General features: G+C 58.7%; 16 protein-coding genes. 9 read left to right on the plus strand and 7 right to left on the minus strand.

Translation table 11 applies throughout. The annotated features are described in order from the left end of the window. Positions 1 to 65: 65 nt before the first annotated feature. Genes KX729_RS11895 through araD1 form a run of 3 tightly spaced genes read right to left on the minus strand, consistent with a single transcriptional unit; the run spans position 66 to position 3841 of the window. Positions 66 to 1910, minus strand: a complete 1845-nt coding sequence (locus KX729_RS11895) for an IlvD/Edd family dehydratase (protein ID WP_246617560.1) — start codon at positions 1908 to 1910, stop codon at positions 66 to 68. A gap of 2 nt (positions 1911 to 1912) precedes the next feature. Continuing rightward, positions 1913 to 2839, minus strand: a complete 927-nt coding sequence (locus KX729_RS11900) for a Gfo/Idh/MocA family protein (RefSeq protein WP_219742682.1) — start codon at positions 2837 to 2839, stop codon at positions 1913 to 1915. A gap of 9 nt (positions 2840 to 2848) precedes the next feature. Further along, positions 2849 to 3841 (minus strand): AraD1 family protein, encoded by a 993-nt coding sequence (araD1, locus tag KX729_RS11905; RefSeq protein ID WP_219742683.1) that lies wholly within the window; start codon positions 3839 to 3841, stop codon positions 2849 to 2851. A 329-nt stretch (positions 3842 to 4170) separates the two neighbouring features. Between araD1 and ytfQ the strand changes: the two genes are divergently transcribed. The 5 genes from ytfQ (at position 4171) to KX729_RS11930 (ending at position 9550) form a co-directional block, all read left to right on the plus strand. After that, positions 4171 to 5130, plus strand: coding sequence for a galactofuranose ABC transporter, galactofuranose-binding protein YtfQ (gene ytfQ / locus KX729_RS11910; protein WP_219742684.1), 960 nt, complete (start codon positions 4171 to 4173; stop codon positions 5128 to 5130). A gap of 106 nt (positions 5131 to 5236) precedes the next feature. After that, positions 5237 to 6766, plus strand: coding sequence for a galactofuranose ABC transporter, ATP-binding protein YtfR (gene ytfR / locus KX729_RS11915; RefSeq protein ID WP_219742685.1), 1530 nt, complete (start codon positions 5237 to 5239; stop codon positions 6764 to 6766). Beyond that, on the plus strand, positions 6763 to 7806 hold the full coding sequence (locus KX729_RS11920; RefSeq protein ID WP_219742686.1) for an ABC transporter permease: 1044 nt from the start codon (positions 6763 to 6765) through the stop codon (positions 7804 to 7806). Before ytfR ends, KX729_RS11920 begins: the two co-directional genes overlap by 4 nt. Next, a complete protein-coding gene (gene yjfF / locus KX729_RS11925) occupies positions 7803 to 8789 on the plus strand; it encodes a galactofuranose ABC transporter, permease protein YjfF (RefSeq protein ID WP_219742687.1) in 987 nt (328 codons plus the stop codon). The genes KX729_RS11920 and yjfF overlap by 4 nt, the downstream gene beginning before the upstream one ends. A gap of 2 nt (positions 8790 to 8791) precedes the next feature. Continuing rightward, a complete protein-coding gene (locus KX729_RS11930) occupies positions 8792 to 9550 on the plus strand; it encodes a FadR/GntR family transcriptional regulator (protein ID WP_219742688.1) in 759 nt (252 codons plus the stop codon). Positions 9551 to 9594: 44 nt separating this feature from the next. Here KX729_RS11930 and repC read toward each other — a convergent pair whose 3' ends face one another. From repC to repA, 3 genes are all read right to left on the minus strand, one after another. Further along, the gene (gene repC, locus KX729_RS11935; RefSeq protein WP_219742689.1) at positions 9595 to 10890 is read right to left on the minus strand and encodes a plasmid replication protein RepC; all 1296 of its coding nucleotides are present in this window, start codon (positions 10888 to 10890) and stop codon (positions 9595 to 9597) included. Between the two features lie 153 nt (positions 10891 to 11043). Then, positions 11044 to 12045: a plasmid partitioning protein RepB gene (gene repB / locus KX729_RS11940; protein WP_219742690.1), complete on the minus strand. Its 1002-nt coding sequence runs from the start codon at positions 12043 to 12045 to the stop codon at positions 11044 to 11046. A gap of 25 nt (positions 12046 to 12070) precedes the next feature. Next, positions 12071 to 13246, minus strand: coding sequence for a plasmid partitioning protein RepA (gene repA, locus KX729_RS11945; RefSeq protein WP_219742691.1), 1176 nt, complete (start codon positions 13244 to 13246; stop codon positions 12071 to 12073). Between the two features lie 2192 nt (positions 13247 to 15438). Between repA and KX729_RS11950 the strand changes: the two genes are divergently transcribed. Genes KX729_RS11950 through KX729_RS11960 form a run of 3 tightly spaced genes read left to right on the plus strand, consistent with a single transcriptional unit; the run spans position 15439 to position 19103 of the window. Continuing rightward, the gene (locus KX729_RS11950; protein WP_219742692.1) at positions 15439 to 17637 is read left to right on the plus strand and encodes an ATP-binding protein; all 2199 of its coding nucleotides are present in this window, start codon (positions 15439 to 15441) and stop codon (positions 17635 to 17637) included. Continuing rightward, positions 17630 to 18088, plus strand: a complete 459-nt coding sequence (locus KX729_RS11955; protein ID WP_025603128.1) for a response regulator — start codon at positions 17630 to 17632, stop codon at positions 18086 to 18088. The genes KX729_RS11950 and KX729_RS11955 overlap by 8 nt, the downstream gene beginning before the upstream one ends. Before the next feature lie 43 nt (positions 18089 to 18131). Beyond that, a complete protein-coding gene (locus KX729_RS11960; RefSeq protein ID WP_281423219.1) occupies positions 18132 to 19103 on the plus strand; it encodes a sensor histidine kinase in 972 nt (323 codons plus the stop codon). Between the two features lie 206 nt (positions 19104 to 19309). Here KX729_RS11960 and KX729_RS11965 read toward each other — a convergent pair whose 3' ends face one another. Next, positions 19310 to 19699: a response regulator gene (locus tag KX729_RS11965; RefSeq protein ID WP_219742694.1), complete on the minus strand. Its 390-nt coding sequence runs from the start codon at positions 19697 to 19699 to the stop codon at positions 19310 to 19312. Between the two features lie 307 nt (positions 19700 to 20006). Here KX729_RS11965 and KX729_RS11970 point away from each other — a divergent pair, with 307 nt between their 5' ends. Then, entirely contained in the window at positions 20007 to 21704 is a 1698-nt protein-coding gene (locus tag KX729_RS11970; RefSeq protein ID WP_281423220.1) for a glycoside hydrolase family 13 protein, read from the plus strand. The last annotated feature ends 10 nt before the right edge of the window (positions 21705 to 21714 follow it).

The raw sequence follows: 21714 nt of genomic DNA on the forward strand, positions 1-21714 counted from the left end.
CGTGAGCGGCCTCCCGCCGCCCTGGGGTGATCGGAGACCGGTCGGCAAGCCGACCGGTCCTTGGATCAATGGTTGTCGCGCGGCAGACCTTCGGTCTGCGCGATACGCTGGTACTTGATGGCCGGTTCGAGAACCGCGCCGGTTTCCATCTGGCCGACGATGCCGCGCTGGATTTCCTGCCAGGGCGTCTGGTGCTTTGGATACTTGAAGCCGCCTTCCGCCTCGAGTGCCGTACGGCGCGTGGCGATTTCTTCGTCGGAGATCAGGATGTTGGCTTCACCGCGGCCGAGGTCGATACGCACCCGGTCGCCGGTCTTGAGGATCGCGAGACCACCGCCGGCAGCGGCTTCCGGCGAAGCGTTGAGGATCGACGGGCTACCGGACGTGCCGGACTGACGACCGTCGCCGATGCAGGCGAGCGACGAAATCCCGCGCTTCAGAAGGTAGTCCGGCGCACGCATGTTGACGACTTCGGCCGCACCCGGATAACCGATCGGGCCGGCGCCGCGCATGAACAGAACCGTGTGCTCGTCGATGGCGAGCGACGGATCGTCGATGCGGTGGTGGTAATCTTCCGGACCGTCGAACACGACCGCCTTGCCTTCGAAGGCTTCCGGATCGCTCGGGTTGGAGAGATAACGCTCGCGGAATTCCGGCGAGATGACGCTGGTCTTCATGATCGCCGAGGAGAACAGGTTGCCGCGCAGCACGCGGAACCCGGCGCGCGGCTTCAGCGGCTCGTCATAACGCTTGATGACCTTGTCATCCTCGATGATCGCGCCGCGGCAGTTCTCGCCGATCGTCTTGCCGTTGACGGTGAGCGCATCCTCGTTGATCAACCCTTGCGTCATCAGCTGGTTGACGACCGCCGGCACGCCGCCGGCATGATAATAATCTTCACCGAGATATTCGCCGGCCGGCTGCAGGTTGACGAGAAGCGGCACTTCTTCGCCATAGGTCTGCCAGTCGTCGACCGTCAGCTCGACACCGATATGACGGGCGAGCGCGTTCAGGTGGATCGGCGCATTGGTCGAGCCGCCGATCGCCGAATTGACGCGGATGGCGTTGACGAAGGCGTCCTTGGTCAGAATGTCGGAAGGCTTCAGGTCTTCCTTGACCATTTCGACGATGCGAAGGCCGGTCAGATAGGAGACTTCCTGGCGATCGCGATACGGCGCCGGAATGGCGGCCGAGCCCGGAAGCTGCATGCCGAGCGCTTCGGCCAGCGAGTTCATCGTCGTCGCCGTGCCCATCGTGTTGCAGTAACCGGTCGACGGGGCCGACGAGGCAACGAGCTTCACGAAGCCCGCATAATCGATCTCGCCCTTGGCCAGCAGTTCGCGGGCCTTCCAGACGATGGTGCCCGAACCGGTGCGCTCGCCGCGGAACCAGCCGTTCAACATCGGGCCGACCGACAGAGCGATCGCCGGGATGTTGACGGTGGCCGCGGCCATAAGACAGGCCGGCGTGGTCTTGTCGCAGCCGATCGTCAGCACGACGGCGTCGAGCGGATAACCGTAAAGCACTTCGACGAGGCCGAGATAGGCAAGGTTGCGGTCGAGGCCGGCGGTCGGGCGCTTGCCGGTTTCCTGGATCGGATGGACCGGGAATTCGATGGCGATGCCACCGGCTTCACGAATGCCTTCGCGCAAACGGTTGGCAAGTTCCAGGTGATGGCGGTTGCAGGGCGAGAGGTCCGAACCGGTCTGGGCGATGCCGATGATCGGACGATCCGACTGCAATTCGGCTTGGCTCAGACCGAAGTTCATGTAGCGCTCCAGATAAAGCGCCGTCATGTCGATATTGTCCGGATTGTCGAACCACGCACGCGAGCGGAGTTTGCGCCCTTCGCTGCGGCTATGACCCGCCTTGGCTATTTCGTTCGACGGTGCATTCTCTGAATTGCTCATGATCAGTCCTCAAAGGCCTCTGTCTGGATGCGTCGGCCCAACATAAAGGCATCTGCGACATGCACCAGCGGCGAGAAGTCGGTATCGCTCGATTTTGCGGCAACCAGCGCAACAAAATCGCGATAGAGATTGCGGTATTCACGATCTTCTTCGACGATCTGGGCCTCGCCATCGACGATGAGACGGCTGCCGCCATGCGTCAGCACGATCTTGCCCTCGTCCGTCTCGACCGTGATGTCCCAGGTCTGCGGACCGGTCTGGCGCCAGTCGAATTCGGCTGAAACCGGCACGCCGCTATCCGTTTCGAAGGCAAGCGAAGCGGCAATCGGTGCTGCGCGGTTGGCCGGGAAGGTCAAATCCGAGCGGGTCAGATGGAATTTTTCCGGCATGATGCGGGTGACGATCGACAGCGCATTGATGCCCGGATCGAAAACACCGAGGCCGCCCGGCTCCCAGATCCAGGCCTGGCCCGGATGCCAGTGGCGCACATCTTCCTTCCACTCGACCGAAACGCTCTTCAGCTTACGCTTGGCAAGCAGCGCCCGCGCCGGTTCGACGGCGGCAGCGGCGCGCGAATGCCAGGTGGAAAACAGCGTCAGGCCCTTGGCCTTGGCAAGCGCTTCCAGCGCATAGACTTCCGAAAGCGTCGCGCCCGGCGGCTTTTCCAGCATCACATGCTTGCCGGCGTCGAGGGCGGCCTTGGCTTGTTCGAACCGGCCCTGCGGCGGTGTGCAGAGCGAAACGGCATCGATTTCGATGCCGGATGCGAGCAGATCGCCGATTTCGTTAAAACAGTGGACACCGTCGAGTTGGGCATTGCGGCTTGCGACGGCGACAAGATCGATGCCGTCGGTCGCGGCGATCGCGCCGAGATGCTGATCCCTGGCGATCTTGCCGAGCCCGACGATTGCGAGACGAATGGGAGCCATGTCTGCCTCTCAGAGCGACTTGATCGTGACCGGCTTTGCAGCCTCGACGGCCAACCGGTTGGACAGCGGCAGCTTGAAGGGAGCTGCAGCGATTTCGAACACATCGCCCGGCTCCGTCTTTATACCTTCCGAGAAGGAGAGCGTCGCGGTGCCGAAGAAGTGGACATGCAGATCGCCCGGCTGGCGGAAAATTTCGTATTTGAAGTTATGGTGTTCCAGGTTGGCAATGGTGTGCGACATGTTCGCTTCGCCTGACAGGAACGGCTTTTCGAAGATCGCCTTGCCGTCACGCAGAACGCGTGACGTGCCTTCAACATGATCCGGCAGGTCGCCAACGATCAGTTCCGGGCCGAGCGCCGCCTGGCGCAGCTTGGAATGGGCGAGCCAGAGATAGTTGCCCTTTTCCGTCACATGGTCGGAAAATTCGTTGGCAAGCGTGAAACCGACGCGGAACGGCGTGCCGTCCTGGCCGATCAGATAGATCGCTGCCAGTTCCGGTTCTTCGCCGCCATCCAGCGCGAATGCCGGGGAAACGAGGTCTTCGCCGGTGGCGCGAAGCTGCGAACCGTTGCCCTTATAGAACCATTCCGGCTGAACGCCGGTTTCGCCGGCTTTCGGCTTACCGCCTTCGACGCCCATCAGGAACATGCGCATGGAGTCGGTCGGTTTTTCGGTCGAAGCAGCAGCTTTATGCATCTTGTCACGACCATCGGCCGAACCGAGATGGGTCAGGCCCGTGCCGGCGACGATGAAATGCGCCGGGTCCGGATGGGTGATTGGCAGCGCGATGCGGCCTTCGGCAGCGGCCTTGTCGAGATCGACGGTATCGCCGAAACCGGCGGCATCGATACGCTCTCGCAGCGTCTGGCCGGCGACAATCGCCTGGCTTGCCAGATCATAGGTAGAGGAAACGCCCTTTACGACGCGCGCGGCGCTCTCGCCATCCCACGCGACAACACTCAGCGCTCCGGCGCCATCCCGAACCTGAAGAATACGCAACATCGATTTCGTCACCCAATGCTTATCCGAATAATCACGGCATCTCCCGGCGCCGCACTCCTCCCATCGGATATCTCAAGGTCCCCGATGTAGTCAATAATACGACTATTGGATTGCCCGGCGCCTTGTCAAGAACGACGATTGTCATAAAAGCGTGTTACTATGCATGGTTAAAAACGCTTTTTCCACAGGGATTCAATCGATTGTAGATGGCGCTTGATGCGCTACGTGGCACTAAATCGTAAAATCGAAAAAATTAGCGCTTGTAAAAGTAATATTATATGCACATGTTGCCGCCGTCAGATCGCTTATCATCTCTGGGAGGATTAAAGATGAAAAGAGCACTCGCGACGGCTGCGGCCGTTCTCACCCTGTCTCTCGCTTCCACCGTTTCCGCAGCTTCGCTGACCGTCGGCTTTTCGCAGATCGGTTCGGAATCCGGCTGGCGTGCGGCTGAAACCACCGTCACCAAGCAGGAAGCCGAAAAGCGCGGCGTCACGCTGAAGTTTGCCGATGCGCAGCAGAAGCAGGAAAACCAGATCAAGGCGATCCGCGGCTTCATCGCCCAGAAGGTCGACGCGATCTTCATCGCACCGGTTGTCTCAACCGGCTGGGATGCGGTTCTCAAGGAAGCCAAGGAAGAAAAGATCCCGGTCATCCTTCTCGACCGCGAAATCGACGCTCCGAAGGACCTTTACCTGACGGCTGTGACCTCCGACCAGGTCTTCGAAGGCAAGGTTGCCGGCGAATGGCTGGCAAAGGATGTCGGCTCCAAGGACTGCAAGGTCGTCGAGCTGCAGGGCACGACCGGTTCTTCGCCGGCCATCAACCGCAAGAAGGGTTTTGAAGAAGGCATCAAGGCTGCTTCCAACATCAAGATCGTCCGCTCGCAGACCGGCGACTTCACCCGCACCAAGGGCAAGGAAGTCATGGAAAGCTTCATCAAGGCCGAAGGCGGCGGCAAGGGCATCTGCGCCGTCTACGCCCATAACGACGACATGGCCGTCGGCGCTATCCAGGCAATCAAGGAAGCCGGCCTGAAGCCGGGCACCGACATCAAGATCGTCTCGATCGACGCCGTTCCGGATATCTTCCAGGCCATGGCGAAGGGCGAAGCCAACGCCACCGTCGAACTGACCCCCAACATGGCAGGCCCGGCCTTCGAAGCGCTCAACGCTTATCTGAAGGATAAGAAAGAGCCGAAGAAGTGGATCCAGACGGAATCCAAGCTGTACACGCAGAAGGATGATCCGATGAAGGTCTACGAAGCCAAGAAGGGCCTCGGCTACTGATCTCCCGTCGTCCGGTCTAGCCTCCTACAACAGGCCGGACGCATTCAGCGACCGGAGCGGTGCCCCTCGCCGCTCCGGTTCTTCGGTATTTGCGGGATGAGTTGGAATGTCGGATAAGACTTCTCTGTTGGACGCACGAGGCATAGGCAAGTCCTTCCTCGGCATCATGGCGCTTGACGGCGTGGATTTTACGCTGGCGCGCGGTGAAATCCATGCATTGCTCGGTGAAAACGGCGCCGGCAAATCGACGCTGATCAAGATCCTGACCGGTGTCTATACCCGTGACCGCGGCACGGTCGCTCTCGATGGCGAGGACGTCACACCCGCCAATGTCGCGGAAGCCCAGGCGCTTGGCATCGGCACCGTCTATCAGGAGGTCAATCTCCTCGAAAACCTGACCGTGGCGGAAAATCTTTATCTCGGCCGTCAGCCGCGCAAGTTCGGCCTGATCGACCGCCGCGAAATGCGCCGCCGGTCTGAAGCCCTGCTGTCGCGCTACGGGCTGAGCATCGATGTCGACGCGCTTCTGTCTTCCTATTCCGTCGCGATCCGACAGATCGTGGCGATCGCCCGCGCCGTCGATCTTTCCGGCAAGGTTCTGGTGCTCGACGAACCGACCGCCAGCCTCGATTCCCATGAAGTCGAAATGCTGTTTTCCGTGCTGCGCAGGCTCAGGGAAGAAGGTCTCGGCATCATCATCATCACCCATTTCCTGAACCAGGTTTATGCCGTCGCCGATCGCGTCACCGTGCTGCGCAACGGCCGGCTGGTCGGCACGAAAAAGCTTGCCGAACTGCCCCGTCTTGAGCTGATCTCGATGATGCTCGGCCGCGAGCTGCAGCACATTACCCGCGAGCATCAGGCGGAAGCGGAGACAATCGCTCCGACCGCGGAAGCGCCGATCCGGTTTGCCGGTTACGGCAAGCGCGGCAGCGTGGCGCCCTTCGATCTCTCCGTCCGCCCCGGCGAAGTGGTCGGCATTGCCGGCCTGCTCGGGTCCGGCCGCACCGAAACCGCCTTCCTGCTGTTCGGCATCGACCGCGCCGACAGCGGCACCGCCACCATAGACAATAAGGAGATCGCCCTCTCCTCTCCGGAAGCGGCGATTTCCAACGGTTTCGGTTTCTGCCCGGAAGAGCGCAAGACCGATGGCATTATCGGCGATTTTTCGGTGGCCGATAATATCGCATTGGCGCTGCAGGCCCGCCAGGGCTGGTCGAAGCCGATTTCCTCGCGGGAAAAGGCACAGCTCGCCGAAAGCTTCATCAAGTCGCTCGATATCCGCCCGCCGGATGCCAACCGGCCGATCAAGTTTCTCTCCGGCGGCAATCAGCAGAAGGCAATCCTTGCCCGCTGGCTGGCAACCAACCCCCGGCTGCTGATCCTCGATGAACCCACCCGCGGCATCGACATCGGCGCGCATGCGGAAATCCTGAAGATGATCGAACGGCTCTGTGCCGAAGGCATGTCGCTCGTCGTCATCTCGTCGGAACTGGAAGAGCTGACCGCCGTGGCGCATCGCGTCATCGTGCTTTCCGACCGCCGCCACGTAGCCGAACTTTCCGGCGATCAACTGACCGCTGACAATATCATGCAGGCAATCGCCTCTTCCGCACGTCTGGAGGCGGCCGAATGAACAGTCTCAGCCGCCGCATAAAACGCCTCGCGCCGCAGATCATCGCGCTTGCCATCATCCTGGCGCTGATCACCGCAATCGCGCCCGGTTTCCTGACGATCTCGATGCAGAACGGCCGCATCTACGGCAGTCTCGTCGATATTCTGGTACGCGCCGCACCCGTGGCACTGCTGACGATCGGCATGACGCTGGTCATCGCCACGCGCGGCATCGACCTTTCGATCGGCGCGGTCATCGCTATCTGCGGCGCGGTCGCCGCGACCCTGATCACCAACGGTTATCCGCTGCCGGTCGTGGTTTTCGTTTCGCTCGGCGTCGGACTCCTCTGCGGGCTGTGGAACGGCGTGCTGGTGGCGCTTCTCGACATCCAGCCGATCATCGCGACGCTTATCCTGATGGTGGCCGGCCGCGGCATCGCCCAGCTCATCACCGAAGGGGTCATCCTCACCTTCAACGACGACGGTTTTGCAGCGCTGGGCTCCGGCGCGCTGGCCGGCATTCCGATCCCGATCCTGATCTGGATCACGGCCGCCATTCTGATCGGCATTCTCGTCCGGCGCACGGCGCTCGGCTTCCTGATCGAAGCGACCGGCATCAACCGCCGGGCGGCCACGCTTGCCGGCGTTCGGGCGCGCTTCCTGCTGTTCTTTGTCTACGCGATTTCCGGCATCTGCGCGGCAATCGCCGGGCTGATCGTTACCGCCGATATCCGTGGCGCCGACGCCAACAATGCCGGTCTCTGGCTGGAGCTCGACGCGATTCTCGCCGTCGTCATCGGCGGTACGTCGCTGAATGGTGGACGTTTCTCGATCGCCGCGTCGCTGATCGGCGCACTGATCATCCAGTCGATCAACACGGGCATTCTGGTCTCCGGCTTCCCGCCGGAATTCAACCTGATCATCAAGGCCGTCATCATCATCATCGTGCTGACACTGCAATCGCCGGCGATCCTCTCGCTCATCGGCTTTATGAAACAGCCGAAGAAGCCTGAAGCAGCAAATACCAAGCCGGTTAAAAAGGCTGAAGGAGCGGCACGATGATCCATTCCCGCAACCTGCCTTTCGTCACGACATTGGGCATTTTTGTCATCGCCTATGCACTTTGCGTGCTGCAGTTCCCGAACATGTTTTCGACGCGCGTCGTCGGCAACCTTCTGACCGACAACGCCTTTCTCGGCATTGCGGCGGTCGGCATGACCTTTGTCATCCTGTCGGGCGGCATCGACCTGTCGATCGGCTCGATGATCGCTTTTGCCAGCGTCTTCGTCGCTGTGATGGTCAATTCGCTCGGTGTCCATCCCTTGATCGCCTTTGCCGCCGTGCTGGTTATCTCGACCATCTTCGGCAGCCTGATGGGCGCGATGATCCGTTATCTCGGCATCCCACCATTCGTCGTGACGCTCGCCGGCATGTTCCTCGCCCGAGGTGCTGCCTATCTCATCTCGACCCAATCCGTGCCGATCAGCCATGAAATGATCGATGCGATCCAGGGTTTCTATTTCCGCTTTCCGGGCGGCGGGCGTCTCACCGCACTGGCCATCCTGATGCTTGCTGTCTTCATCGTCGGCGCCTTCGTTGCCGGCCGCACCCGGTTTGGTGCGAATGTCTACGCGATCGGCGGCAACCAGCAATCGGCTGAGCTGATGGGCGTGCCGGTCGGGTCGACGACGATCGGCATCTATGCGTTGTCCGGTTTTCTCTCCGGTCTCGCCGGCATTGCCTATACGCTCTACACCTCGTCCGGTTATTCGCTGGCGACGGTCGGCGTCGAGCTTGATGCGATTGCGGCCGTGGTTATCGGTGGCACGCTTTTGACCGGGGGCGTCGGCCTGGTGGCCGGCACGTTCGTCGGCATCCTCATCCAGGGTCTCATCCAGACTTATATCGTCTTCGATGGAACTCTGTCCTCCTGGTGGACGAAAATCGTCATTGGCGTCCTGCTCTTCGTCTTCATCGTCTTGCAGCGTGCGATCATCTGGTATTCAAACAGGAAACTGGCCGAAAGCCGGCTTAGGGAGGTGTGATTTTGGGGCTTCTGGAAACGACCATCAGTGGACGCAAGCGCCGCAGTAACCACGCGCATGTGGTGGCGGAACTCGGCCGCGGGATCGTTTCCGGCAAGACACCCGAAGGATCTCTGCTCCCTGGAGATTCGGAGCTTTCCGCCCGTTTTGGCGTCTCCCGCACGGTTTTGCGCGAGAGCATGAAGACACTTGCCGCCAAACGTCTCGTCGAAGCGAAAGCCAAGGTCGGGACACGGGTGCTCGACAAAGCGCAGTGGAATTTCTTCGACACCGACGTGCTCGGCTGGCGGGTCGAGGCTGGACTCGATTTCGAGTTCATTGAACATCTCGCCGAAATGCGCATGGCGCTGGAGCCTGCCGCCGCTGCTGCCGCATCGATCCGGGCCACCAGCGACGATATCGTGGCGCTTTACGCGATTGCCGCACGGTTCGACGATCTGTCTCACACGCCCGAAACCATCGCCAAGGTCGATCTCGAATTCCATCTGGCGATCGCCCGCATGTCCGGCAATCCTTTCATGCGATCGGCAAGCGCTCTGATCGAGGCGGCTCTTGCGATCTCCTTCCAGCTCTCCTCGCCTGCCGCCTCGCCGGAAAAGATCGACGAGGTCGCCACCAATCACCTGCGGATCGCCCATGCGATCGCCTCCCGTGATCCGCAAAAGGCGACGTCTGCCATGCGCCACGTCATCAATGTCGGCAAGCAGCGCATTCGAGCCTCGCTTTCTGCTTCTGCACCGGAAGAACTGATCCACACCTGATCCCGCGCGACGATCGCTCAAAGCCAACCCTGTTGTTTCACGCGTCATCCGGCCTGTTTTTCCGGGCTTTTGCTCGTCCTCAGCAATGCCATCAGCATCGGCCCGACGGCAAACTCACCCCGCTCCGCCCTTCTTGTCAGATCCCGCAGATACCCGCCGGCCGAGTTGATATGCGCGCCACGCTCCAGAAGGCAGGCCATGATGGTTGCGGCGATCTCCGGCCCCATGCTGCGGCAAGCGTCCTGATAGGCCGATGGGCTCACCCTGAGCATGGTGTGAACCACGACGGCCGCTGCCATCAGATCCCGCCATGTCCGGACCATGCCTCCAGGAGCGTAATCGGCGATTTGCGGGCAGGCTTGGAGGACAAGGCCAAGCGGAAGAGACTTCATCGGGCTGGGTTTGGGGGAGATAGGCATCGATCGCAGCGTATTGCTTTGCCGATCATCCACAGGTCTCGCATTATCTTCGTCACATTCGGACGGTAAGCTTGGCGCAAGTTTCGATGTAACGCCGACACTCGCTTCATCCGCATGTTCAGATTCAGAAAGGTAGCTGGATTCTGAATCCTGTTTATGCCGCTCAATATGAGACTCATTGGCGCTCATATTTTGCAAATTTATTTGAATTTCCAACTGGTTGATGATTCTCTCGCGGATTTTTCCAAGCTGTCCGAGTGTGGAAGTCAATTGCTCGATCGGGGCGGTGCGCGGAATGCCGTCGATCAGCGCGCGAAAGCCTGTGAACACATCTTCCCAGTCTCCGGGAAGGTGGTCTTCGATCGCGGCACCGATCAGCTTGGTGATGTCGCGGCGGCAGATGCTGATCCGTTCCTTGGTCACGCGAAGGAGTTCGCGATCAGCCACGGCCTGCGCGGCAGCGGCTTCGATTTCGGATGCACGAGACAATAGCGGCGCCAAGCTGAAACCATAGGCGTCGTGGATCTGCCCTTCCCGGCCCCGGCGGGCATATCGTTTGCCGTTCGGACTGTCCTTACGGGAAATCAATCCGGCTTCGACCAGCACGGCGAGATGACGACGCAGCGTTGCCGGTGTCATGCCCCGGGCACGGATCGAAAGCTGCGCATTCGATGGGAAGACGATAAGCCCATGCTCGCGTGATATGGTGTCTTCGGGATAGAAGCTTAAAAGCGCATCGAGGACCGTCAAGGCTCGATCCGCAATTCCAAGCTCTGTCCGTGCTTCACACACCGCGCGAAACAGTTTCCACTTGTTGCGTGCCGGTTCCGATTTCCCGGCATCTGCCTGTTGCTGGATTTTCAACAAGCAAAGCGACATCGCCCGCCGCCCAAAGGGCGTCGTTACATAGCCACTCTCCATTTTCCCTCACCTTTTCCAAAGGCAAAAGAAATCTGCTCACCAAAACGGTGCCAAAAACTCTTGACGGGGATTCGGGGAAATGCGATTCTCTAGGTGCGAACTATGAGAGAGGCTTCCACGACGGCAACGTTTGGGGGCCTTTTTCTTTTGCGGTCAGCTTTCCTTTTTCGTCCACAGTTCCTTCATGTACTGGTCATGAAGGTCTTCTATTCGTTTACTCATGAACTCGACGAAGCCTGGTTGCACGGCCTTGGAAAAGGTCATGCGGGCACCAGCTTTCGAAGTTTTGACGGTTGCGATAACCAGCCCTTTAGCAGTCACCTCAAAGGTCTTGTCCTGCTCGTCGGCGGAAGAGCTCTTGGGCTGTGTCAAAGATTTGAGAGCCGCCGTAAACCGGTCGGCATCAGGTCCGTAGCCTGCCCGGTCCAGGACGGCTGAAACCGAATCCTGCGGATTGGCAGCGTTATTCCATCTTTCGACGAATTCTACCCATCGCCTGCGGCCGATATCCCTCGCCGGCCCGATCATCACCAAGGCCTCGCGAGGAATGGCGGTGGCGATCGAGAGCATTTCGGAAATATGCGACTTGCCGGTCGATAGCGAAGCAGAGATGACGTCGCGACGATACCCTGCCTGTTCCAGCGAAAGTGCGAAGGCACATTTCTCGATGAAGGACAGGTCGTTGCGATTGGTGTTTTCCTCACCCTGGAAGATGACGGCCTGTTCGTCCGTCAGCTGCCGGACGATCGCCCGAAACTTGATGCCGAGTGCCTTGGCGGCAGCGAGGCGCCGACGGCCAAAAACGATCTGGTAAGTGGACGGCTGGCCCGGCACCGGACGCACGAGACCCGGCACGATCTGGCCACGTTCGCGCATGGACACGACCATCTCTTCGATGGCCGAGCTTTCATAAGCGCCGTCGAGGCGATCGGCGATGGCTGAAGGCGCAATCGCATCCGGATCGAGCTCGATAATATGTTCGCCGTCCTTGAGGATCTTGTCGAGAACCTCTCCCCGCTCCTGGATCTGCCGCACACCGGCCGCGACCTTCAACAGATGCGGTGACGACGTTTTGGCGACCGGTGCCGGTGCGGGCGTTTGATCGATCTGACCGAGCACGTTGGCAAACAGGCCCTTGGAATCTTTCCGGCTCATTTAGGTCCTCCTGTTCTCGGCGCGCTCATTCGCGCCCCCAGGCTGCCCAGAGCAGCTTTTCGATTTCCTGATTGGCGGCATTGATTGACTCGATCGCCCGGTCATAGGTCTTCGGTGCCGAGAAGCGCGAGCGCTGAACTTCGTAAAGGCTCTGCTTCCAGGTGAGTGCATCGGCAACGGCGGTCGACTTGTTGACCATGTTGAGCAGCAGGTGTTCACCGAAGACCTGGCGCATCAGCGCGGTCATGTTCGCCTGCGGGTGATCGTTCGGCTCGAACTTCGTCACGAGGAACTTTGCGAAATCCCATTCGGCCGACGAACCCATTTCGCTGAGGATTTGCATGTAGCTCGACGCAAGCTCCAGAAACTTGCCGGTCGAATCCACGTCCAGCATATGCGCCGGCACCGGAATGATGACACCCGTCGCAGCCGTCAGCGAAGACAGCGTCAGGAAGTTGAGCGACGGTGCCGAGTCCATTAGGATGACGTCGTAGTCGTTGGCCACCTGTTCGAGCGCCTGGGAGACGCGCAGCAGGAAGCTGGTGCCGCCACCCTGGCGCATCTCAAGCGCCACCGCCGTTTCGAATTCGGTGAGATCGAGCCCGGCGCAGATGACATCGAGCCCGGCAATATGCGTCTCATGAATGAGCTGGCTGGTCGGCACCGGGCTTTCGAAACGAATGGCGGAATAGAGCGTATCGCCCTCGCGCGGATCGAAATCCGGCAGGTTGCCGTGCAGCGCCGTCAGCGAAGCCTGCGGGTCGAGATCGACCGCGAGCACACGATAACCCTTCATCGCCAGATAATGGGCGAGATGGATGGTCGTGGACGTCTTGCTTGAGCCGCCCTTGAAATTGGTGACCGCGATGATCTGGCATTCCTCGCCTTCGACACGGCGCGGGTTCATATATTTCTTGCGGCCTTTTTCCGACAGCGCCATGCGAAGTTCGAGAAGCTGCTCGAGGCTGTAGGTACGCCGGCCGTTCTGCGTGTCAGGCTGCGGACCTTTGTCCTTGGCGACGATCTGTCGAATGTAGGCTTCCGACACGTCGAGGAGCGAGGCGACTTCGGCAGACGACAGGCGACGCATCTCGCGCCGGGCATCCGGCGGATACTGGGCGATGCTGAGATTTTGCAAAGCGGTTTCGAGCTTCGTGGAAAAGCTCTGCATGAATTCGAAGCTGCTCAAGTGACGAGTCACGATTCTGCCCTCGGTTTATATCGTGCAAACTTAAGCGCCGGCATGGTTACCACTTTATTAACGGTCGTGATGTTTCGCAAAATTTCGATAGTTCGGATTTTTTGCGTAGGTAGCGGAAGATAGTCCGATTCGGGCGGGTGCGCAAAGTGCGGTCCGGGAGGACTATTTTGGCTGCGACGTGAGAACGGTCCCGGCGATCGGATGGCCAAGACATGCGACAAGAAAGTTCTCGGCCTTTGTAACAAGCTCGGGCGATTCCTCAGCTGGATTTTCGGAAGCGACAACGGCTTTGGCAAGCGGCATCTTGGTTTAGGATTGGGGATAACGCTCCGCGTATCCATGAGATCGCGGGCATGAGATTGGCCTCGCTTTTATAAAACTCGTTCGACGGCGTTCACATACGATACGTCGAAATCGTCACTCACAAGGTGGGCGATGAGCCGCGTTTGCTGATGGATCGCCAGAGCCCGATCGCTTGTTGGCCGCGACGAGAAGGTCAGCTCCTCCCTCCCCTCTTCCGGTTCCTGCGGCAGATGGCAATCCGGACTTGGAGTTGCCGTCGGATGTCGTCAGTCCGAGATGTAAGATGTTCTAGGCAACTGGTTGGGCTGACCAGATGCCGCTTTCCTGGAGTTGGTTCTTCCTGAATAGCCATGCGTGACCACGGCGAGACTAGATTATTGTCGGCTCGATTAAGAGCGAGGTTTTGGTTGCTTCGAGCGAGTTGGTCCGCGTTCCTGCTTATTCGCTTGCAAGCGCGCGTAGCGGACGGTTTCCCATGATAGACCTTTGGGAACGCGCCGCGACATTTCTGACGTACCCTCTGGTGAATGGGCAGAAGTCTGCACATCGTTCTGATGCAGAGGCTGTTTTAAGGGCAAGCGTTCCCCGCGGGGAACTGCAACTTAGGACGGGCCTCTTCGACTGGCGCGGTCCACCAAACGTCGATGTTGCTAGGCAGGCCTTTTGCAGCGCCACCGATGGCACTCGCGGGCTTAGCGATGGGCATCGGTGGCGGGCACATCTTCCTCCGCATCCCTCCTTCTGAGCGCAGCTAAGATGACATCGAGCAACAAGTCGGCGCTGATGTGATCCCAGTTGTTTCAATTTTGACGGCTAGAGCGTTCTGGCCATCTGGGAATACGCATCCACCGGCCCGCAACTCGGTCTCTCGAAGCTCAAGGGTAATATTCAAAAAAGAGAGCTGAGCGGCGGCGCGTTGGAAAACCATAGCGGCCCTACAGCTGACCGATCAAAGCGGCGTTGTCTCTGAAAATGTCCGGGGCCAAGTTCCCCGCGGGGAACGCTATCGACAGGAGGGCTTGCGGATATGAATCTACCATTCCCCGCGGGGAACTTTCAGTTCTCGTTTGCTGGTTGCGACCCAAGATGCTTCATATGCTAAATAGGGGAATGTTAACCCGGCCCAGTACTTGGACGGATGAGCGGAAGATTGAGGAAACTCAAATTCGGGCTCCTCGGCAGGTCATCGATTTCTAAATTCGCCGACGGGAAGCGGTCGAAATCTGATCGGACGGCTACCACCGCTAGATGGATCGCCCGCTGACGGAGCCCATCACGTGTGATGTCGCGAAGGCGGCGGCCGCCCAACCGCGCCTTGATCAGGCCCAATCACGCATCGAACTCCAGCCAAGCCGCAATTTGGTCTAACGATGTGTATCACGATTATTCGGTATTCTACGCCCTGCCGCATGATCGGTTCTCACTCACGGTCGGTCATGAGGCGTGTAGGGGAGGGCATTTTTGCATTTTGCGGGATAGCTGTGGACGCAAAACTTTAGACTTGTAATCGCTGCCTTGGACGTGTCGGATGCGCTGGTTGGCTTGTCCGATTCGGTGTTCGTTAGACGAGAAAAGAGCGACAAACCGGCCGCACGTCTGTTAATGGGTGCTGTTGCAGTGCTGAAACAAAACTTCGGCTTTGGTTTCATAACGTCACTTCGTGGTAACGATTTCATAACGTTAACAATTTGCAAAAATGAACTCTGAGCGCCGATATACGGCCGTTTTGGCCCGTCCCGCATTCACCAGAATGTAGCGAACCGGATTGCCACAGCTCTGGACGGCTTCCTTTACATTCCTGTCTTCCGCATTACCTTTTGTGCAAAGACGTCCGGACGACAGGCGGGCTTCATGCGGATGCCAAATCCGCGAAGCGAAAGGGATAGTGGGTGTATCAGCCTCAGTCAGACCTCGAAGCATGCGCAAGCGAGCCTATTCATATCCCGGGCGCTATCCAGCCGCACGGTGCTTTGCTGGTGTTACGGCCTGACGACATGGCCGTCCTGCAGGCAAGCGCCAATGCGAAGGATTATCTCGGCGAAGCCATCGTCGCTGGCGGAATGCCCGGATCGATGATTGAAGCGTTTCTGCCGGAAATCCGCAAATGGCATGCATCCGAAGAACCTGTCTTCCAGACACATATCGCAGATCGCGGGCTTTCGCTTGTGGCGCACCGCTCGGACAGTTCGATCGTCGTAGAGGTGGAGAGGTCCACCGCCGAGCCGTCAGGAAGTATCTTTCCACGGCTGCGCGGCTTTACGCAGACTCTTGCCTCTCAGTCGGACCTCGGCGATTCGCTGACAACGGGTACCCGTTTCGTGCAGCGGCTCACCGGTTTCGACCGGGTGCTGGTCTATCGTTTTGACAAGGATTGGAACGGCCATGTCGTCGCCGAAGACGGCAACGGCAATCTCCCGTCCTATCTCGATCTGCGGTTTCCAGCCTCCGACATTCCGGCGCAGGCGAGGGCGCTTTACGCGTCTAACCGTATCCGTCTCATCCCGGACGTTTCCTATGCCCCGGTTCCGATCGAGCCCGCTGCCCATCCGCAAACCGGCGCGGTGCTCGATCTCAGCCATTCGCAGCTGCGCAGCGTATCGCCTGTGCATCTGGAATATATGCGCAACATGGGCACGGCCGCATCTATGTCGATCTCGATCCTGGTGAATGGCAGGCTTTGGGGGTTGGTCTCCTGCCACAGCGCAAAGCCGCATCTGGTTTCGGTCGCGGTGCGTGACGCCTGCGATTTCGTCGTCCAGTCGCTCGCCATGCGGATCTCCGCACAAGGTTATGCGGAAGATGCGGCAAGCAGCGTCGAGCTGGGGCGGATTTCGGCGCGTCTTCTGGCGTCGATGACCGAAGGTCCGACATGGCTTGAAGGACTTGCCGATAGTCCTGACGACCTCCTGGCGCAGGTCGCGGCCGGCGGCGCGGTGATCGTCGCAGAAGACGACTACCTTTCAGTCGGAGCCGTACCGCAGGAAAAGCAGGTACGCGCGATCGTCGACTGGCTGAAGGGCCGCGACGATGGCGAGATTTATGCCACCGCCTCGCTCGGTTCCGAAATGCCAGAGGCCATAGCCTTTGCGCATGTGGCAAGCGGCATTGTGGCGATCCGCATTTCCGAACTGCATCCGAGCTGGCTCATCTGGTTCCGGCCGGAAGTCATCCGCACCGTGCAGTGGGGCGGCGACCCGCACAAGATCGTGCAGGAGGAGGGGCGCATCCATCCGCGCAACTCCTTTGATGCCTGGCGTGAACAGGTGCGACTGCAAGCGCTGGCCTGGACGGAGCCGCAGCTTTCCGCCGCCCGCGACCTGCGCAGTGCGATCGTCGGCATCGTGCTCAGAAAGGCTGAAGAGCTTGCCTCCGTATCGGCCGAGCTGCAGCGCTCCAACAAGGAGCTCGAGGCCTTCTCCTATTCGGTCTCTCATGATTTGCGCGCCCCGTTCCGCCATATCGTCGGTTTCGCGCAGCTGCTTCGCGAGCGGGAGAGCAATCTCGATCCGAAATCGAAACACTATCTGCAGACCATTTCGGATTCCGCGCTCGCAGCTGGGAGGCTGGTGGATGACCTTCTCAATTTTTCCCAGCTCGGCCGCGCGTCGATTACTCACAAGAACGTCGACATGAACAAGCTGGTCGTGGAGGTCGTGCGCAGTGTGATGCTCGGCAACGAAGGCCGCATCGTTGACTGGTCGATCGACAAGTTGCCGGCGGCGTGGGGCGATGCGACGCTGCTGCGGCAGGTCTGGTTCAATCTCATCGACAACGCGGTGAAATATACCCGCCCGCGCGAAAAGGCGGAAATTTCGGTGATCGGTTCATTGTCGAACGACGTAACGGTCTATGCCGTGAAGGATAACGGTGTGGGCTTCGACATGACCTATTCGAACAAACTTTTCGGTGTCTTCCAGCGACTGCAGCGCGCGGAGGATTTCGAGGGTACAGGCATCGGGCTCGCCCTCGTCCGCCGTATTGTCGAGCGCCACAACGGCTCCATCACGGCAATGGGAGAGCTGAACAAAGGCTCTTCCTTCGAATTCGCTCTTCCAACACCACGAACGAAAGGCCGCGCCTTTGCCTGAACTGAGACCAATCCTCCTCGTCGAAGACAGCCCCCGGGACCTGGAGCTGACTTTGACCGCGCTCGAAAAATGCCAGCTCGCCAACGAGATCGTCATCGCCCGCGACGGCGCCGAGGCGATCGACTATCTTTTTTCCACCGGCACGCACACCGGACGGAACGCAGGCGACCCAACCGTCGTTCTTCTGGACCTGAAGTTGCCGAAGATAGATGGGTTGGAAGTGCTGGAACGGGTGAAAAAGGACGAAAAGCTCAGGCATATCCCGATCGTCATGTTGACTTCTTCGCGGGAGGAGCAGGATCTCGTGCAGAGCTATGAGCTTGGCGTGAACGCGTTCGTCGTGAAGCCTGTCGAATTCAACGAATTTTTCAAAGCTATTCAAGATCTGGGCGTGTTTTGGGCTCTGCTCAACGAGCCGCCGCCAGGTTACCAGGGCCATGGCGCAATCTGAAATGTTGCAAACGGAAAGACAGCGGTCTGCGCCGCGCATCCTCATGCTTGAAGACAGTCCGCTCGATAGCGAGCTGATTCGGGAGCATCTGGACAGCATGGTGCCATCCCCCGATATAACGCGCGTCGAAAGCCGGGCCGCTTACGTCGAGGCTCTTCAAGGCCGGAATTTCGATCTCATTCTCGCTGACTTCTCGTTGCCTGATTTCGACGGCATGACGGCACTCGAAATGGCAAGCGAGGCAGTTCCGGAAATCCCGTTCATCTTCGTTTCCGGCGTGCTGGGCGAGGAGGTGGCGATCGACTCCTTCCGGCACGGCGCGACCGACTATGTGCTGAAGCAGCGGCTAATCCGCCTTCCGGCAGCGGTTGAGCGTGCATTGGCCGAGGCGCGGGAAAAGGCCGAACATCGCAGTGCGCAACATCAGAAGGAGCTGCTCGTTCGGGAGCTCAGCCACAGGGTCAAGAATACCATGGCGATGGTGATGTCGCTGGTGCGGCGGACCGCACGCAGCAGCCTTTCCATCGAGCAATATACCGAGGTATTGCTCGGCCGCCTGCGGGCTATGGCGGATGCGCACGCGCTGCTTTTCGAGACTAACTGGAGCCAAGCGGAACTGCTCGAAGTCGTTCGCCGGACGCTCGAGCCTTACAGGCAGGGTAGGGGCGAACAATTCACCGTCAATCCCGGCCCCCTTATCCATCTCGATCCCAAAGGCGCGCTTGCCATCAGCATGGTGCTCAACGAGCTGACCACTAACGCCGTGAAATACGGTGCGCTGTTTCACGAGAAGGGTCGCGTTGTGATCTCCTGGAGCAGGGACGATACGGCAGAGGTTCCGCTCGTCACTCTGGACTGGCAGGAAATCGATGGACCCGCCGTAAGGCCGCCGGAAGATCATGGTTTTGGCACGACGCTGATCGAGCGCAGCGTACAATACGAGCTTCAGGGTGAAGCTATCCTCGATTATGCGCAGACCGGATTGAAATGCCGACTGGTTTTTCCGGTGCAGTAGTCTGCGTGAACGACACTTCAATCTCGGTCCCGTGCGGGGCAGTCGGTATCTGTCGGGGCCGTGCTATTATCATTGGTATCAATGACCATAAGGAGGATCTTTTAGCGGAAGGATCCGGAAGCGCGTTCAACCGCATCCGCGCCGATGCTTGATCGGCACGGGTGCGTTTTCAGTCTGATCGATCTTTGGGAAGGTCGAAGCCGTGTTCAGGCGTTGCTATTGACGCTGAAGGTTTCCCGCATCAATTTTGAAAGCCGATTTGCGTCCCATGGTTTTGGCAGTAGCGGCAGATCTTTCAGACGGCTTTTGATTTCCGGGAGCTCTGCATAACCGCTGCAGACAATAACGGGCACGGAATATTGCTGCAGCATTTCGATAACCGGAAATGAAAGCTCGCCATGCAGATTCAAGTCGACGATTGCACCCACAAGATTGTTACGCTGGATTGCATCCAGAGCATCGGCAATCCTGCCAAAGGGACCGACGATCAGATGGCCGTTGTCCACCAGATAGTCTTCCATATCCATAGCCAGAAGAAGATCGTCTTCCAGCAAAAGAACCCCTGGTGAATGCGCGTTATTCTCGTCGTCCGTCATCTATCACTACGCCCTAAAAATAGACCCCACTGTAACTAGAGCAAGGGGATCGGTATTCAAGAATGGCACATGTCGTTGTGGCGTAACGCTGCCCAGCCGATTTGGTTCATCTTTTATGGTGATGGCGATGACGGAAAATCGAGGGGAGGGGGGCAAAGGCATCACGAAGATATCTGGTTGACAGCTGTCAACGGATATTACTGCTTGTAATATTCGATGACAGCCCGTTCCTCCCCTATATGCTGTTCAACAGGAACCGCCGGGTTTGCTTGGCGTTCCTGGTAGAGCCCGGCAATCTGGAGGAGCAATGGTGAGTGGTATTCACGATCAACTGACAGAGGTGATCCTTCAAGCTCTTCCGCCCTTGGAACGTAAATGGTGGCATACGGCAACCATCTACCAGGTATATCCCCGTAGTTTCTGCGATCTGAATGGCGACGGCATTGGCGACATCCCAGGGATTACGTCGAAGCTTGACTACCTGAAAGCGCTCGGTATCGACGTGATCTGGCTGTCGCCGATCTACAAATCGCCAATGGACGACAATGGCTATGACATATCCGATTATCGGGATATCGCGCCCGAATTCGGTACATTGGCTGATTTCGACAGGCTCGTGGCCGAGGCGAGGCTGCGCGGCATCGGTATTCTGCTTGACCTTGTGGTCAATCATACATCGGACGAACATCCTTGGTTTCAGGAATCCCGCAAGGGGAAAGACAACCCGTTCCGCGATTTTTATATCTGGCGCGAGCCTGGAGCGGGTAGTGCACCTCCCAACGGCTTGAAATCAGCTTTTGGAGGGCCTGCCTGGACGTTGGACGAGCCGAGCGGGGAATATTATCTGCACCTCTTCTCTCGCCGGCAGCCAGACCTGAATTGGGAAAACCCAATTGTACGTCGCGAAATCTACGACATGATGAACTGGTGGATGGAGCGTGGCATCGCCGGATTCCGCATGGACGTTATCGATTATATCGGCAAGCAACCGGATAGCAGCCTGGTAACCGATGGCCCGCATCTCCACGATTATCTTCAGGAAATGCATCGGGAAACCTTCGGATCACGCAATATTCTCACTGTCGGTGAGGCATGGAGCGCCACGCCAGGTTCTGCCTTGCTCTATTCCGGCCGGGATCGCCACGAGCTTTCGATGGTTTTTCAGTTCGAGCACGTTACCCAGGCATGGGATGAAACGTGGGGAAAGTGGCGCCCAAAACCTTTTGATCTCGTTGGACTGAAATCCGTACTTAGCAAATGGCAGTACGCGCTCGCTGACGACGGTTGGAACTCACTCTTCTGGGGTAACCACGATCTCCCACGCGCGCTGTCGCGGTATGGTGACGCCACAGGATATCCGGTCGAATCCGCTAAAATGCTGGCGACGGTCCTGCATCTCCTGAAAGGCACTCCTTTCATCTATCAGGGAGAAGAGATCGGCATGACTAATGCGGCATTTACGGCGATCGACCAGTATCGCGACATTGAAACGCTCAATATGCATCGCCTGCACATCGAGGCGGGTCTTTCACCAGAGGATTTCATCAAAGGGGCGAACGAAAACGGACGTGACAACGCCCGTACGCCCATGCAGTGGAATACCTTGGCTTATGGTGGTTTTTCCACGGTGCCGCCTTGGATCGAAGTCAATCCGAACTACTCTACCATCAATGCTGAAGCGGAGGTGGCGGATGAACGCTCCATTTGGAATCACTATCGGCGACTCATCGCTCTTCGAAAGTCACACGAGGTGATTGTCTACGGAGAATTCCAATCCTGGCTCGACCAACACCCTGATGTGTTCGTCTATACTCGCACACTCGACCGGGAGCGCCTTGTTGTGGTGGCAAATTTTTCCAGTCGTGATGTGGCGCTTCATCTTCCTGGCGAATTGCATTGTGTCGGAGAATGCCTGATCTCCAACTATGAGCCGGTGACGAGTCTCGGGGAGAGTATTTCAATACGCCCTTATGAGGCCTTTGCGGTGCTCACGAGAGTGGAATGAACCCGTTTCC

This window comes from Neorhizobium populisoli (assembly GCF_019430945.1).
GTDB lineage: Bacteria > Pseudomonadota > Alphaproteobacteria > Rhizobiales > Rhizobiaceae > Neorhizobium > Neorhizobium populisoli.